12 protein-coding genes are annotated in these 16,842 nt (G+C 40.4%); 5 read left to right on the top strand and 7 right to left on the bottom strand.

All coding sequences use genetic code 11. The features are described 5' to 3' along the window. Window positions 1–2: 2 nt before the first annotated feature. From GSQ19_RS02280 to GSQ19_RS02255, 6 genes are all read right to left on the bottom strand, one after another. Window positions 3–1,181 (bottom strand): zinc-dependent alcohol dehydrogenase, encoded by a 1,179-nt coding sequence (locus GSQ19_RS02280; RefSeq protein ID WP_011321169.1) that lies wholly within the window; start codon window positions 1,179–1,181, stop codon window positions 3–5. A 104-nt stretch (window positions 1,182–1,285) separates the two neighbouring features. After that, window positions 1,286–1,693 (bottom strand): hypothetical protein, encoded by a 408-nt coding sequence (locus tag GSQ19_RS02275; RefSeq protein ID WP_011321168.1) that lies wholly within the window; start codon window positions 1,691–1,693, stop codon window positions 1,286–1,288. A 289-nt stretch (window positions 1,694–1,982) separates the two neighbouring features. After that, window positions 1,983–3,152, bottom strand: a complete 1,170-nt coding sequence (locus GSQ19_RS02270) for a zinc-dependent alcohol dehydrogenase (RefSeq protein WP_011321167.1) — start codon at window positions 3,150–3,152, stop codon at window positions 1,983–1,985. Between the two features lie 85 nt (window positions 3,153–3,237). Next, complete coding sequence (locus tag GSQ19_RS02265; protein WP_011321166.1) at window positions 3,238–3,936, bottom strand: SRPBCC family protein; 699 nt, start codon at window positions 3,934–3,936, stop codon at window positions 3,238–3,240. A gap of 124 nt (window positions 3,937–4,060) precedes the next feature. Continuing rightward, entirely contained in the window at window positions 4,061–5,155 is a 1,095-nt protein-coding gene (locus GSQ19_RS02260; protein WP_011321165.1) for a DJ-1/PfpI/YhbO family deglycase/protease, read from the bottom strand. A 43-nt stretch (window positions 5,156–5,198) separates the two neighbouring features. Further along, window positions 5,199–5,600: a DUF2267 domain-containing protein gene (locus GSQ19_RS02255; RefSeq protein WP_011321164.1), complete on the bottom strand. Its 402-nt coding sequence runs from the start codon at window positions 5,598–5,600 to the stop codon at window positions 5,199–5,201. A 311-nt stretch (window positions 5,601–5,911) separates the two neighbouring features. Here GSQ19_RS02255 and GSQ19_RS02250 point away from each other — a divergent pair, with 311 nt between their 5' ends. Then, window positions 5,912–6,301: a DUF6335 family protein gene (locus tag GSQ19_RS02250; protein ID WP_011321163.1), complete on the top strand. Its 390-nt coding sequence runs from the start codon at window positions 5,912–5,914 to the stop codon at window positions 6,299–6,301. 241 nt (window positions 6,302–6,542) lie between these two features. On the opposite strand, the gene GSQ19_RS02245 is transcribed toward GSQ19_RS02250, so the two are convergent. Further along, the gene (locus GSQ19_RS02245; protein ID WP_104009980.1) at window positions 6,543–6,770 is read right to left on the bottom strand and encodes a hypothetical protein; all 228 of its coding nucleotides are present in this window, start codon (window positions 6,768–6,770) and stop codon (window positions 6,543–6,545) included. Window positions 6,771–7,026: 256 nt separating this feature from the next. Here GSQ19_RS02245 and GSQ19_RS02240 point away from each other — a divergent pair, with 256 nt between their 5' ends. From GSQ19_RS02240 to GSQ19_RS02225, 4 genes are all read left to right on the top strand, one after another. Next, on the top strand, window positions 7,027–8,844 hold the full coding sequence (locus GSQ19_RS02240; protein ID WP_011321161.1) for a tetratricopeptide repeat protein: 1,818 nt from the start codon (window positions 7,027–7,029) through the stop codon (window positions 8,842–8,844). 306 nt (window positions 8,845–9,150) lie between these two features. Next, a complete protein-coding gene (gene rpiA / locus GSQ19_RS02235; RefSeq protein WP_011321160.1) occupies window positions 9,151–9,861 on the top strand; it encodes a ribose-5-phosphate isomerase RpiA in 711 nt (236 codons plus the stop codon). Window positions 9,862–10,305: 444 nt separating this feature from the next. Next, the gene (locus GSQ19_RS02230; protein ID WP_011321159.1) at window positions 10,306–10,845 is read left to right on the top strand and encodes a DUF4126 domain-containing protein; all 540 of its coding nucleotides are present in this window, start codon (window positions 10,306–10,308) and stop codon (window positions 10,843–10,845) included. Between the two features lie 292 nt (window positions 10,846–11,137). Beyond that, entirely contained in the window at window positions 11,138–16,690 is a 5,553-nt protein-coding gene (locus GSQ19_RS02225) for a trifunctional serine/threonine-protein kinase/ATP-binding protein/sensor histidine kinase (protein WP_011321158.1), read from the top strand. Window positions 16,691–16,842: the final 152 nt, after the last annotated feature.

Raw genomic sequence — 16,842 nt, 5'->3', positions numbered from 1 at the left:
ATTTAATTACCTGAGGGTTTGAGTACAACTTTGATGCAGTTATCTTTTTTGTGCTTAAAAATTTCGTAACCGTGGGGTGCTTGTTCTAGGGGGAGGGTGTGGGTGATGACAAATGAGGTGTCAATTTCACCGTTTTGAATGCGTTCTAGTAAAGGCCTCAAGTATTTATGCACATGAGTTTGTCCCATCTTGAAAGTTAAGCCCTTATTCATTGCTGAACCCATCGGGATTTTGTCTAGAAAGCCGCCATATACACCAGCCAGGGAAACATGACCGCCTTTAGCCGCAGACACAATGACTTGTCGTAATGCTGTTGGTCTGTCTGTTTCTAGCCTTACAGCTTGCTTTACTTGGTCGTAGAAAGCCATCAAATCTGTACCGTGGGCTTCCATTCCCACCGCATCTATACAAGCATCAGGGCCGCGTCCACCAGTCATTTCTTTCAGTGCTTCCCCAATGTTTACCTCTTCGTAATTGAGGACTTCCGCATTACATTGTTCTTTAGCCATTTGTAGGCGTTCAGGGATGCGGTCAAAGGCGATAACTCTTTCCGCACCCAACATATATGCACTCTTGATAGCAAATTGCCCGACGGGGCCACAACCCCACACAGCCACAATATCGCCTGGTTTGATGTTGCAGTTTTCCGCTGCCATATAGCCGGTAGGAAAAATGTCAGTTAAAAATAATACTTGTTCATCTGGTAGATTATCGGGGATTTTGAGTAAACCGACATCTGCAAAAGGTACACGGGCGTATTCTGCTTGACCACCAGCATAGCCGCCAAATAGATGAGAGTAGCCGAATAAACCTGCTGGAGAATGCCCCATTTGCAGTTCTACCATCCAGGCGTTGGGGTTGGAGTTATCGCACAAAGACCATAAATCCCGTTGACAGAAGAAGCAAGAACCGCAGGAAATAGTGAAAGGGACAACCACGCGATCGCCTACTTTCACATTTTTTACAGCACTACCTAACTCGACAACTTCCCCCATAAATTCATGACCAAGGATATCGCCACTTTGCATTGTGGGAATATAGCCATTATATATATGTAAATCAGACCCACAAATAGCGGTAGATGTAATTTTAATAATTGCGTCGCGCGGGTTAAGAATTTTTGGATCGGGTACAGTTTCTACCCTGACATCATTTGTCCCGTGCCAGCAAACTGCTTTCATATTTATTAATCCTTAGTCATTAATTTCTTATCTCTGTATTCAGGTCATATATCCCCGACTTTTTAAAAAAATCGGGGATCTAAACACCCGCAGGTTGTTAATTATTAACTCCGGCTTCTAGCTTCTCTTACACGCTCTGGTTGTTGATAATAACCACCCTCATTCTGAGTATTCCGACTAACATTTTTACCTATCTTCCTTTGTACAGATTTACCAAAATCTTTAGTAGCTCTGGGTGTTTCTTCATCCAAGTTTAACTTTTCACGTACATTATCTGCGGTGTTTTTGAGGCGATTTTGGGCATTTCTTACTTGGTTATCATTTCTGATACCTTCGTTGTCGGGAGTACCTTTATAGTAAGTACCTTCTGGTGTTTGCACTGTATTAGCTTGTGCAATCATCGCAGTACCGTAGGTAAAAGATTGACCTATAAAGAATGTTGCTGCTACTAAGAAAACAACCAATATTTGACGAAGCAAAATATTTTGTATCCAAGAGATTACGCGATTCATAAAAATCCTCAATGAGATTATGTGTATATTGTTCGTTTAATGAATGTAATTAAGCATCTATCCGCAACTAGGTTTAGTAATCAGTAATTAGTAGTAGTTTCGGTCTAGAAATGAGTACTGAGTGAGGAGTAAGAAGAAATTAATAGGACTTACACGCCCAGGTTGTCTGTTGAGTCTGGGTGTAAGGGTGTAAGGGTATAGGGGTGTAAGAATTCTAAACCTTGTCCAAACCCTCGATTTTTCGTTTTCATCGGTAAGTCCTAATTAATAATTCTTTTGCTCTCCATTTTTACGGTTTGAGTACAACTTTAGTGCAGTTGTCTTTTTTCTGTTGGAAAATGTGATAACCAAATGGTGCTTGTTCTAAAGGTAATTGATGACTGACTACAAAAGATGGGTCGAGTTTGCCATCTAGGATGAGTTGTAGTAACAAATTCATGTATTTTTGACCGTGCATTTGCCCCATCCTGAAGGTTAGACCTTTATTAAAAGCCGCGCCAAAAGGTATTTTGTCTACAAATCCACCGTAGACACCCATAATTGAGAGAGTCCCGCCTTTACGACAAGCAACCATCATTTCCCGCAATACATGGGGGCGATCGCTTTCTAGTTTCAGCTTTTGCTTTGTTTGGTCGTAAAAGTCTTCTAAACCAACGCCATGCGCTTCCAACCCAACCGCGTCAATACAAGCATCAGGGCCTCGTCCGCCGGTCATTTCTTTTAAAGCCTCACCTGCATTGACTTCTTCGTAATTTATGACTTCGGCTTTAGCGTATTTTCTCGCCATCTCTAGACGTTCAGGAAAGCGATCTATGGCGATGACTTTTTCTGCACCCATCATATAGGCGCTAATCATGGCGAATTGTCCAACAGCGCCACAACCCCAAACGGCGACAGTATCACCCGGTTGAATATCACACATCTCTGCACCCATATAACCTGTGGGGATAGCGTCGGAGATGAATAACAGCATTTCGTCTGGTAAGTCTGGTGGAACTTTCACCACACCGACATCAGCGAAGGGGACGCGGATATATTCAGCTTGTGCGCCAGCGTAACCACCTAAGAGGTGAGAATAGCCGTAAATGGCTGAGGTGATGTTGCCGTAGAGTTTTTCTTCTAACCAACCTTTGGTATTGGAGTTATCGCACAGCGACCACATATCATGCTCACAATAGTGGCATCTACCACAGCCAATTGTAGAAGGAACAACAACGCGATCGCCTATTTTTAAATTATCAACTCCGCTCCCCACCTCGACAACTTCCCCCATAAACTCGTGACCAATAATGTCACCCTGCTGCACTGTCGGGATATAGCCGCCGTAAATATGTAAATCAGAACCACAAATTGCGGTGGAAGTAATTTTAATAATCGCATCACGCGGATTGAGGATTTTCGGGTCTGGTACATTCTCCACCCGCACCTCGTTAGCACCATACCAGCAGACTGCTTTCATAATTTAGTCATTGGTCATTGGTCAATAGTCAGTAGTCAGTAGTCCATAGTTATTCTTCTCTGCTTCCCCTGCTCCCCCTGCTTTCTTACTTCCTCCCCGATGGTTGTCCCTCGGTGGTGGCGATTTCTCCGGCTTCCATGAGCATCTTGAAACGGCGTAGTTCGTCGCCAATCTGCTGTTCTGGTTCCTCACCGAAAAGTTTGGCAACAACGGCAGCTAAAGCACCTCCGGGGGGATTGTATTCTAAGACTACTTTCACTTCAGTACCGCGATCGCCTGGGGCTTTTTGAAAACGCACAAAACCGGAGTTTTCCACGTCTGCGCCTTCCACAGAAGCCCAAGAAATAAACTCATTTTCTCGGTCTTCTAAAATGTCTGCATCCCATTCCACACTGTTACCTAAAGGTGCGTTGGCTATCCAATGAGAACGTTTTTCGTTGTACACCTTCACAGATTTAAGATGCTTCATGAATGTGGGTAGATTCTCAAAGTTGTGCCAATAACGGTATAGTTCATCTGCTGGCTTATTGATTGTCACCGTCTTTTCAACTTTGATGGGTTTATTTATCCCTATCGCTTCTTGCGCTTGCTGAATTGTGCTTTGTTTCGTCGCGCCTTGATAAATTAAACCACCACCAGCTAAAGCCGTCAGCACTCCCCGCAACGAGGCTTGTCTTAAACCCAGCAACACTAACGCCCCGCCGCCAATCAGAGAAGCCCAACGTTCCGTATCACTAGCTTGGCCAGGTGTATTTCCCTGTTTATCTCCTGATGTCAAAGTCACGCTCTATATCTCCAATTAAATATGGGGAGTGATACCAATTCAAAATTCAAAATACCCTTCGGTTCTCCGCAGGAGTACAAAATTCAAAATTAAAGAATCTCCTCCCCACTTTTTATTCCCTCTTTTACATCGATACAGCTGCCCCTGTTGTTGGCTTAGGCGGCTGGACTGTAGCATTTGTACGTGTACGGTATAGTGATACTAATCGCTGTTCGTATTTGACCAAGTCTTTGTAGATTTCTTTGAAAATAGCGGTGGCTATGGGGTCAGTGTACATGGCGCAGAGATTACCAATATCACCAATACCTGTTTGTATATCGCCTAAGGCGCTGCGAATTTGATATATGTCATCGCTACCAGTTAAAGCGGTTTTTACTTTGGCGTATTGATTAGCGATATTTGCACTGAGGGACGGTTTTTCACCCAATCTAGTCAAATAAGTTTCTAGATATTCAATATGACGCTGTTTATTGGTAATCATTTCTTGGAACAGCGCTTTTGCTTCTACATCAGATTCTTTTTCCGTGTACTTCTCCAGCGCTTCCAGAGAATAACGTTCCCCACCTAAAGCAGTGTTCAGACCTCTGACAATATCACCTTTGGTTGAACCGCCCCAAGCATCAGCCAGTTTCCACCATTCTGCATTCCTATCTTTTTCATCTGGTAAGGCTGCATCTTTACCGCCATAACCAAGACGACTCAAAATCGCTGTGGTGAAAATTGCCAAATCTCCAGGTTCACGGGATGTAATCAAGTTACCGTCAACAACTAGCGCTTCATCGAGATAATCAGCACCAGCATTCATCATGTCTTTGCTGATAGCGATAAAACCGGTGGCTTGTTTACCTCGGAGTAAGTCGCCTTCAATTAAGACTTGTGGCCCGTGACAAACAGCCGCTACCAATTTTCCTTGCTCCATCGCTTCTTGTACAAAGCGGACTGTATTGGGGTTGCGACGCATTTTATCGGGAGCCATTCCACCAGGAATTACTACCGCATCAAATTCAGAGGCGATCGCTTCTGTTGTAGTACCATCAGCTTGGGTGGAAAGTCTGCCTCGTTTTCCCTTATATTTTTCATTCATCCGCGAACCAAGGACAACCACCTCAAATCCTGCTTGTTTTAAACCATTACAAGGAATAATAAACTCGGTATCTTCTACTGCTTGTTCGATGAGAATAGCTACTTTCTTTTTCCCAGAATTATTATGGTTGGTCATATTGTTTCCTGTCTAACGATAAACTAAAATTTCAACTTGGTAATTATGCTGGTACTTCACCAGTGGGTGATGTACCGAACATTTCTTCATAATCATGGGAGAAGTGAGAATGTAGTTTGGCAAATTCTTCTGGTCTAATAGCGTTTTGCAAAACTGCAAAAACAGCACGTACATGAATTGCTGTTGTTGTGGGTTCTAGATTCTCTTTTCTACTCACCCGCATGATGAAATCTTGCAAATTAAAACTTTCGTCTGGTTCCCCTGCTCTTCCTCGTAAGCAGTCTGCCAACTCTTGTGGTAGTTGAGCAGATAAGGTTTGCGCTTCTTCTCCAGAAATGCGTTCTTTGATAGTTTCTAAAGTGGCACAGGTAGCTCTTTGAGCCTCGTCACGAGAATTGGATTGAGCAAGGCTTTGTACATGAGTAATAAATTCGTTGTATTCCACCTTCTACCTCCACTAATGAAAATCGATGGTCGAAAGTAAGATTCAAATAACAGTAAATATGTTTTGGATCAGCACAAAAAATAGTTATGAGTTAAAAATTATTGATCAGTTTTACTGGGTATTAAAAACTCCTAACTCATAACTAACAGATTCAACTACAAGTGGCTTAACCTTGATTTCATACTTTTTAGATTAGGTGTAAATAGCTAGCATTACTTCGTTCTCAGGAGATAGATCCCTTTATTTCTAAAGTTGTACATCTTTTGCAGTACAACTTAATGGAAATAAAAAGTTATTGTGAGAACATAGAAATGGCTAGAATTATGACAGAAGAAACTAATAACCAAGAAGTTAATACTGATGATTTGCCGCAGGAAATTACCGAATCCTATGGTACTGGTGTCAAAGAACCACCAGGATACAACATTGGTATAGGGCATGAGTACACAGAGACTAGCCCAGAATTTGACCTGAGTGACGGCAATGACGATAATTATTGGGCAGATACCGTGGGTGATGAAGCGGTAGGTGGTACTGCTCCCACACCTGAACAAGATATCACTGAGGAAATAGAGGCCGCCGTGGGTTTAGAAATGCCCGATCAAGCTTTTCTTCACACTAATGAGATTTTAGAACAGCGTGATGATAGACGCTGGGAATTAGATCCCACTTCTTCTGAAGATTATGAAGATAGGGGTTGAGGGATTGGGGATTGGGGAAAATCTTTAAGTAAGTTCTCCACCCTTGCACCTTACTCCTCTCTCCCTGTTTCCTTTTCAACTTTCGCAAGACAATAACTGAACAGCACAAAAGTGCGATTTGTGGGTGGATTCTATTTAAAGAATTCACCCTTAAGTATTTAAAAATCTTGTGAACTATTCTCTGAACACGGATTTATAAGTATATACTTAGGTGGCTAATAGGTAGCCTGTTAGTAGCTACTTAATATAGCTCGGTTTTGATTTTGATTTTGCCGACGGCTCTACCAACTTTTTCCCAGGCTCTAGCTGTTTCTATGTCTTGCCAGTCAGAGCGAAGAATTTCTGCTTTTTCGTAACAAATTTGCGACATAATCTTTAGCACGTCTGACACATTCATGCTATCTAGCATGGCTTGGATGTCTTCTTTGCTGTACATATTGCCGTCTCCATCGCACGCGTCTAGTCCCATAGGTCGGAGAAAAGTTGTAGATTCTATATATATTTGGATAATACCCGCAATGTGGCTATCTTCATATATTGCAATAGAATGAGATAGATATTGCTTTCACAACAGCTAGATGTATATCTTATGATTAACTCAATTGTTTAATTAAGACAAATATCTTACTCTATTAGTAGTGATGTTTAAACTACTCCGACTAGTAGCTGGGGCGATTTATGCCTACATCATAGTTTTAATGGAGTGTAATAGCACAAAAAAATAGATGAATGCTGACTATTTTTTTAATCAGGGATTATCCGATAATTTATCGAGAGAATATCAAAGAACGGTCATTGGTGGCACTAAGCCAACCAATCGCAAGGTTGATGCAGAAACTTACTGTAAACGAGGGATTACTTTTAGCCGTGAATTGAAAGATTATCAGGGGGCGATCGCCTTTTTTAATCTAGCTGTAGAAATTAATCCTAATTATGCCCAAGCCTACTATCATCGGGGGAATGCGCGTTACTGTCTTGCAGACTTTACAGCCGCGATCGCCGATTATGACCAAGCATTACAAATAAATCCTACATTCGCAGAATATTATTATTGTCGAGGTAACGCTTACTTGGCTCAAGGTGACTACGATCAAGCAATTGCCAACTATATCAGCACCATTGAGTTTGATCCTCTGTTAGCCAGTAATATAAATGAAGATATTGCTAACGCCTATTATTACCGGGGCTTACATAATAGCGACCACGGGAATTATCAAGAAGCGATTATAGATTTACAACAAGCGTTGCAATGGCATCCTTACTTTGCCGCCGCTTACAGCATTCGCGGGAACATTTACTATAAATTGGGAGAGTACCGACAAGCGATCGCCGACCATGAGCGAGCAGTGCAATTAGACCCCAACCTAGCCGAAGCTTACCAAAATAGAGGTAACGCCTACTATGCCTTAGGAGCTTATCAAAAAGCGATCGCCGATTACAACCGCACACTAGAAATTAATCCTCACCAAGTAGGAGCATATTATAATCGCGGTCTGATTAGTTTTTATCTCAACGAATATCAACAAGCCTTCGCAGATTTCAACCAAGTCTTAAGTTTCAACTCCAAAGATGCACAAGCATATTACCAACGGGGATTAATTTATGAAGCTTGGCAAGACTATCAAAGTGCATTGGCAGACTACAACCAAGCATTACAGCTAAACCCTGAATTAGCTGTAGTCTATGGTGTTCGTGCCAATATCCACCGCCATCTAGGAGACTACCCCAGCGCCTTAGCAGACGGCAATCGCTTACTGCAACTACAACCTAATTTCGCCGCCGGATATTGCGATCGTGGCACATCTCGCCGTTGCTTAGGCGATTATCGAGGAGCAATTACCGATTACAATCAGGCATTACAAATTAATCCTAATATTGCTGAAGCCTATTACGGTCGAGCCATCGCCCACGAAGCCCTACAAGACTTGATTGGGGCAATAGCAGACTATACACATTCCATCCGCATATCCCCGGATTTTGCCCCCGCTTACTGCAATCGCGGCAATGCCCGTCGTCAGTTGGGAGATACCAAGGGAGCCTTAGCAGACTACAATCAAGCCCTAACAATCAATACCCAACTCAGCGAAGCCTACTACAACCGAGGCTCCCTGCACTACGACCAACAAAATTATCGCAGTGCGATCGCCGACTATACCCAAGCCTTGGAACTACAGCCCGAATCCGCCAGATATTACAGCGATCGCGCCCATGCCCGTTACGCCTTACAAGATTATCAAGGAGCAGTTGCAGATTATACCCAATCAATCGCCATCAACCCTGGTTATGCGGAAGACTGGTACAATCGAGGTCGTAGTTATTTACTCTTGGGATACCTAGAAGAAGCACTAGCTGACTTAAACCAAGCCTTGAAGTTTCAACCCCACTGGGCTTCAGCTTACCTCCTCCGAGCCGACATCCTTCGTAATCGCGGTGACTATCAAGCAGCGATCACCGACTTCCAAAAATCAGCTGACCTCTACTCTCAAGAAGGCAACACACAAAACTATCAACAAATTCTCGAAATTATAGCTGGACTTAAGTAGGGGCAGGGGGCAGGCGCAGGGGGCAGGGGAAGCAGGGGAGCAGGGGAAGCAGGGGGAGGAGAAAACTATTGACTATTGACTATTGACTATTGAAAACTGTAAGGGCGGGTTTACAGATATCCTCACTCTTGGGCGATGATCTTCATAAACCCACCCCTACTAACAACGGACAACGAACAACTGACAACTGACAACTAACCACACAATCATTTTCTTTAGCCAGATACACCTTGAGTTCCCGCGAATATAGTATAGTCTGCTGTGATAGTGCCATCTGTTTAGTCGATAATTTCAGGAGTTTTGGGAATGACCGTTACAGCAGACCCCGTGACTTTGATGAAGCAAGAAGTGGGCAAAGCCGCCGCCGCCTTGGTAAAGTCCGGCTCGATTGTAGGCTTAGGTACAGGGTCAACTACAGCTTACACAATTCAATATTTAGGCGATCGCCTCAAGTCGGGTGAACTAACCGATATTGTTGGGATTCCGACCTCATTTCAGTCAGAAGTTTTATCCAAGCAATACGGCGTTCCTCTCACAACCTTAGACGCTGTAGATCATATTGATATCGCTATTGATGGGGCTGATGAAGTTGACCCCCAGAAAAACCTGATTAAAGGTGGTGGTGCAGCCCATACCCGCGAAAAAGTAGTTGATTACTTAGCTAATCAATTCATCGTTGTAGTAGACAGTGGTAAATTAGTAGACCGCTTGGGTTCGGTTTTTGCCGTACCAGTAGAAGTCATCCCAATGGCAATCACCCCCGTTACCAATGCCATTAAGCAGCTAGGTGGCAAACCAGAATTGCGGATGGGTGTAAAAAAAGCAGGGCCAGTCATCACTGACCAGGGCAACTTTGTCTTAGATGTCAGATTTGATTCCATTGACGACCCAGTTAACCTCGAAAAAATATTGAATAATATTCCTGGGGTTCTGGAGAATGGTATCTTTGTCAACTGTGCAGACATAGTTTTAGTTGGTGAAGTCAAAGACGGCCAGCCACTAGTCAGACAACTATAAAACTAAGGGTGTAGGTGTTCAAATTCCCTACACTTTCCCAGATTCCAATTATCATAGTTCCAATCCAATTTTGTAGTGGCATGGCAAGGCTAAAATGTTGCAAAAAATTGTAGGTTGGGAAGCCACCGCCTTGGACGGGTCTCCCGGCTTGGGGCGAGTGGCGTTTGACGTAAGGAAACCCAACACCAGGAATCTATGTTGAGTTTTCGAGATCAATGTTGGGTTGCGCTTTGCTTAACCCAACCTACATCTAATGCACTACTTTAGCTGTGTCAGTCCACTATCAAGGTTGTACCTTACCTAGCACAATTCTCCCGTGAATGTGCAACACCAAAGTATTAAGCAATAATTAAGTAATTTCAGATTGCTGCGGGAATTATTCAACATTGTGGGTAATCTCAATAATAAATACCCACTTATTTGTTAATTTCCTGAGTTTATCTCATGATTGAAATCCTAGCAACACTTTCTGCTTCTGCGGCGGCAGGAATCAGAATAGGCGTACCTTTATTGATTATTGGATTGTTGCAGGGGAGTAACTTTTGGTCGCATATTCCGATTTTATCTCGTATTTCTTCGCCAGTTCTATTAGGCTGTTTAATCACTTACTCATTAGTAGAATTATTTGCCTCTAAAAAATTATGGGGACAAAGGATTTTACAAGTTATTCAGTTATTATTATCTCCCCTTGCAGGAGCAATTATGGGTTTAGCCGTAGTTTCAGCAACAGCAACCCCAAATTGGCTAATTATTACTATAGGAAGTTCACTGGCTTTAGTCCTGCAATTAGTTCAAGTAGGTTGGTTTTATCGCTTGCGTGGTTTGCCACTGTGGGCTGTTTTTTTGCAAGATACTTTGTGTGTAGCTCTAGTACTGTTTGCTTTTGATGCTCCTTGGCAAGGCGGAGTCATCGCTTTAATCCTGCTTTGGTTTGCTGTGCGTAGTGCGAAAGAATGGTACGAATGGTACCACAATAAGGCATAAGAGACTTGGGACTGGAAAATCAGTAAATTCAGGTATCAAAGTACGGGGGTGTGAGGATATAAAACCGTAAAGTGCTTACATTCCTATACTTTTATGCCCTTATATACTTCAATTTAATTTCAATAACAAATTTTTGTGCATCAATAATATACGAGTAATTACGGAAAAACTTATAATTAAATTATACATAAGTGTTAAAGTTTTTGTTAAAGGCAAAAAATTACGTTTAAATACTCCTGCAAAAATGCAAAACTAGCCCTAGTCTCAAAAAGTATCTATATATCAAGTTACTATGCTTAGGTTAGTTGGCTATCAAAATTTGACGCAAATTTACGCTGGGACAAGAACCCTAATTTATCGAGGGATTAGGGAAGAAGATCAAAAGCCAATAGTTCTTAAAATATTACGGTATGAATATCCTAGCTTTAGTGAATTGGTACAATTTCGTAATCAATATACTATTACTAAAAATCTCCATATTCCTGGAATCATTCAAACTTATAGTCTAGAAAATTATGAAAATAGTTATGCTCTAGTAATGGAAGATTTTGGGGGAATTTCTCTCAAAGATTGGTCAAACCAGAATAGCGAAATATCTTTAGATGAGTTTTTTCATATAGCTATTCAAATTGTCACCATCTTAGATGGACTGTATCGGAGCCGGGTAATTCACAAAGATATTAAACCCAGCAACATCCTGATTAATCCAATAACTAAAGAAATCAGATTAATTGACTTTGGGATTGCATCCCTTCTTCCCAGAGAAACCCAAACTCTAACTAGTCCTAACGTTTTGGAAGGAACCCTGGCTTACCTTTCACCAGAACAAACGGGACGCATGAACCGGGGAATTGACTATCGCAGTGATTTTTACTCTCTTGGGGTGACTTTTTTTGAACTCCTCACAGGACAGTTACCTTTTTGCTGTGATGAGCCCATGAAGTTACTCCACTGTCATATTGCCAAACATCCGCCACAAGTCCACGAAATTAATTTTACTATTCCTTTAGCTGTGTCTAACATTGTCTTCAAGCTGATGGCTAAAAATGCTGAAGACAGATACCAAAGTGCTTTGGGGTTAAAACATGATTTGGAAACTTGCTGGCGACAATGGAAAACCCAAGGAGAAATTAGCGCTTTTGAGTTGGGGAGGAGGGATATTTGCGATCGCTTCATTATCCCAGAAAAACTGTATGGTCGCCAAGCAGAAGTTCAACAATTACTCGCCACTTTTGAGAGAGTATCCCAAGGACATAGGGAAATGATATTAGTTGCGGGGTTCTCTGGTATCGGGAAAACTGCAATTGTTAACGAAATCCACAAACCAATTGTTAAACAAAGCGGGTATTTCATTAAGGGTAAATATGACCAATTCCAACGGAATATCCCTTTATCTGCGATCGTCCAATCATTTCAGGATTTGATGGGACAATTATTGGGTGAAGCCAATACTCAAATTCAAGACTGGAAAACACGGATTTTAGCCGCATTGGGAGAACAAGGTCAGGTAATTATCGATGTTATCCCCGAACTGCAATCAATCATTGGTCAGCAACGTCAAGTTACAGAACTTGAACCCAGTGCAGCACAAAATCGCTTCAATACACTCTTCTTGAAGTTTATTCAAGTCTTCACAACTAAGGAACATCCTCTAGTCATTTTCCTCGATGATTTACAATGGGCTGACTCCGCATCATTAAAGTTAATTCAGTTATTGATGAGCCAAAGAGATAATCATTATCTATTGCTGATAGGAGCTTATCGTGATAACGAAGTATCTTCAGGACATCCTCTAATTTTAACCCTACAGGATATTCAAAAAAACACAGAAATTATCGAGACTATTACTCTAAAACCTCTAGAGCTTTTGGATTTAAACTATCTTGTTGCTGATACGCTTAAATGCGATAAAGAAGTGGCTTTACCATTAACACAGTTAGTATATCAAAAAACACAAGGTAATCCTTTTTTTAGCAATCAGTTTCTTAAATATCTATATAATGAAAATTTAATTAGCTTTAATTTTGATAAAGGTTTTTGGGAATGTAATATAGCCCAAGTTAAGACATTATCTCTAACAGATGATGTCGTTGATTTCATGTCATTGCAACTGCAAAAGTTACCTGAAGCAACGCAGAATGTTTTGAAATTAGCTGCTTGTATTAATAATCATTTTAACTTATCCGTTCTAGCAAATATTTACGAAACATCTCTTGCAGAAACAGCAGCAGCTTTATGGACAGCTTTACGAGAGGGTTTAATAATTCCGACAAACAAAGTTTATAAATTTTTTCATGATGATTTATCTCTCAATAATTCTTATAATTTAAACAATAATATTGAACCCATCACAGTTGAATATAAGTTTCTCCATGACCGTGTTCAACAAGCTGCTTATAGTTTAATTCCCGAAGATAACAAAAAACTTACCCACTTAAAAATTGGGCAGTTAATGTTAGCCAACAGCACCCCAGAAACCAGAGAAGACAAGATTTTTGAAATAGTCAATCAATTCAATATTGGGGTAGATTTAATTACAGAAGCGCCAGCACGTCATGAATTAGCACAGCTAAATTTACAGGCTGGAACTAAAGCTAAAAGTGCTACTGCTTACAGTGCAGCCATAGAATATATAAATTTAGGGATAGGATTACTGACAGCAAATCGTTGGGAAAGTCAATATAGGTTGACATTAACACTATATTCAGAAGCAGTTGAAATAGCTTATCTTAGTACAGAATTTCAGAGGATGGAAACCCTAGCTCAAACTGTGCTAAAAAATGCCAAAATATTACTAGATAAAATCAATATTTATAGCATTAAAATACAAGCCTGCATTGCTCAAAATCAACTGTTATTAGGTATTGAAACTGCTTTGCCCGTTTTGCAAATGCTAGGTGTACATTTACCTCCTAAACCTACACAAACAGACATTGTTAAGTCGCTCCAAGATGCAAATTCAGTACTAATGGGTAATACAACTTCAGATTTAATTAATTTACCCAAAATGGACAATCCTGAAAAATTAGCAGCCTTGTCTATTCTTTCTAGTATGTTTGGTGCTGCTTATAATGGTTATCCCGCAATGTTCCCTCCATTGATTTGTGAGGAAGTAATATTATCAGTTAAGTATGGTAATGCACCTGTTTCAGCTTTTGCTTATGCTAGTTACGGCGCAATTTTACTCACATTTATGGGAGATATTGATGCTGGCTATGAATTTGGTAACCTTGCTTTGAATTTAATCGCCAAGCTAGATGCTAAGGAACTAAAAGCAAAAACTTTTTGTGTAGTTAGTTGTTTGATTAAACATTGGAAAAAACATCTCAGATATACGTTCCCACTATTTATTGAAGGGTATCATAGTGGTTGGGAAACTGGAGACTTAGAATGGTCGGCTTGGTGTGCTTTTTCCTATACTCTTTACTTGTATTTAGCTGGCACCGAACTATATAGCCTAGAGCAAGAAATGTCCATCTATTCTCAGGCGATCGCCCAATTTAAGCAAAAGACATCTCTCAATTATCTTAACATCTATTACCAGTCTGTTTCCTGCTTGCTTGGTGTTACAGAAAACCACCTACAAATTAAGGGCAATATATACGATGAAGCAGTCATGTTATCAATACATGAGCAGGCAAGTGACCGCCCAGCAATTTATCATTTATATATTAACAAACTGATTCTTTGTTACCTATTTTGCGAGTATGAACAGGCAATTAAGAATGCAGAAATTGCTGAACAGTATTTAGATGGTGTTCTAGGAATATATGTTGTTGTACTTTTACCATTTTATGATTCCCTGGCTCGTCTAGCGTTATATCCCCATACAACAGTTGATATTCAACAGAAGATTCTGCATCGAGTTAGTGAGAATCAAGCCAAAATCAAACAATGGGCAGATTATGCCCCAATGAATCATCAGCATAAATTTTATTTAGTAGCAGCAGAGCAAAATCGCGTTCTTGGTAAATATCTAGAGGCGATGAATGAGTATGACCTTGCTATTACAAAGGCTAAAGAAAATAAGTATTTACAAGAAGAAGCCTTAGCCAATGAATTAGCAGCTAAATTTTACTGGGAATTGGGTAAAGAGAAAATAGCTCAAGTTTACTTTACTGATGCTTATTATGCTTATACACGTTGGGGGTCTATAGCAAAAGTCAAGGATTTAGAGCAGCGTTATTCTCAGCTATTTTCTCTTCTATCTCGACGCTCGAACTTGATATTCAACCCCAATGATACAATTGTCAAACATGATTCTAATTCCTCACATATTCATCAAACCCAACATAATACTCATTACTATAGTACGACAAATTCTAATGTCTTAGATTTATCTAGTGTCATTAAAGCTTCCCAAGCCCTAGCGAGTGAAATCAAGCTTGATAAACTACTTTCTGCATTAATGGAATTGGTAATCGAGAATGCAGGAGCAAAAAAATGTGTGTTAGTTTTACTCAAAAATGAAAAATTAGTGATTGAGGCGATCGCCTCAATCAATCAAATTCCCATATCAACTATTTTGGTATCAATACCAATTGCAGAAAGTGACGAAATTCCTATCTCTTTAATTAACTATGTATCTCATACTTCTCAAACCTTAGTAATTGATGATGCGACAATTGAGGATTCATTTATCTCCGATCCCTATATCCAAAAAAAAGAACCCAAAAGTTTATTATGTACTCCCATCATCAAACAAGGTAAATTGATGGGCATACTATATCTAGAAAATCATTTAACCACAGGGGCATTTACTAGCGATCGCCTACAAGTTATTAACCTATTAATGGCCCAAGCCGCTATATCTCTAGAAAATGCGCAGCTTTACGGACAACTAGCAGAATATTCTCAAAATCTAGAATTAAAAGTTGAGCAACGTACTCAAGAATTAAAAGAAAAAGCCAACCAATTAGAGTCCGCACTGCAAAAACTTTCCTCAACCCAATCACAATTAGTTCAAGCCGAAAAAATGTCTAGCCTGGGTCAATTAGTTGCTGGTATTGCTCATGAAATTAACAACCCTGTTAGCTTTATTTACGGCAATTTGACCTACACATCTGAATACATTAACTCCTTATTGGATTTGATTAATTTATACCAGCAATTATATTCCCAACCCCTACCAGAAATTCAGCAAAGAATCTCAGATATTGAACTAGATTTCATCACAGAAGATTTGCCTAAAATGCTTAAATCCATGCGGTTTGGAGCGCAACGCATAGAAGAGATTGTTTCATCTTTACGGACTTTTGCACGATTAGATGAAGCAGGAATGAAACGAGTAGACATTCACTCTGGTATTGATAGCACTTTGTTAATTTTGCAACATCGGCTGAAATTTAAGCAAAATAGGCAATCTTTACCTATAGCCGTCAAACAAAACTACGGTAATATCCCACAAATTTACTGTTATGCTTCCGAGTTAAATCAAGTCTTTATCAGCATCCTCAGTAATGCCATAGACGCTTTGCAAGAGGATGTAAGTAATCAATCAGGGAGAGAAAAACAGCCGACAATTACCATATCTACAGAGGTCAAAAATGCAGAATCAATACTAATTCGCATTGCTGATAATGGCCCTGGTATGAGCGATTCAGTACTCAGTAAAATATTTGACCCCTTTTTTACAACTAAACCAGTGGGTAGTGGTACAGGTCTAGGACTATCGATCAGTTACGCGATCGTGGTAGAAAAGCATGGTGGTCAATTACTTTGCTCCTCTGGCCCAGGCATGGGTACAGAGTTCACCATTGTAATCCCTATTCAGACTTTTGATACTGCAATCAGTAGAGAAACAACTAACACCAATTCAAAATTAAGAAAGTGTGATTCAGCATAGGTTTGAGAGTTTTCATCTACATCATGTTTGTTATGAATTGCTATGAGCAGAGGGTAATAATTACTAACTAATGACTGATGACCGAAGCATAAAAAAATACAACTTCCTCTCTAGCTAGGCGCTAAATTTTTTGATGGGGATTGTAATTTTAA

Source organism: Trichormus variabilis 0441 (genome assembly GCF_009856605.1).
Classification (GTDB): domain Bacteria; phylum Cyanobacteriota; class Cyanobacteriia; order Cyanobacteriales; family Nostocaceae; genus Trichormus; species Trichormus variabilis.
This window is presented reverse-complemented; position numbering and strand designations above follow the sequence as displayed.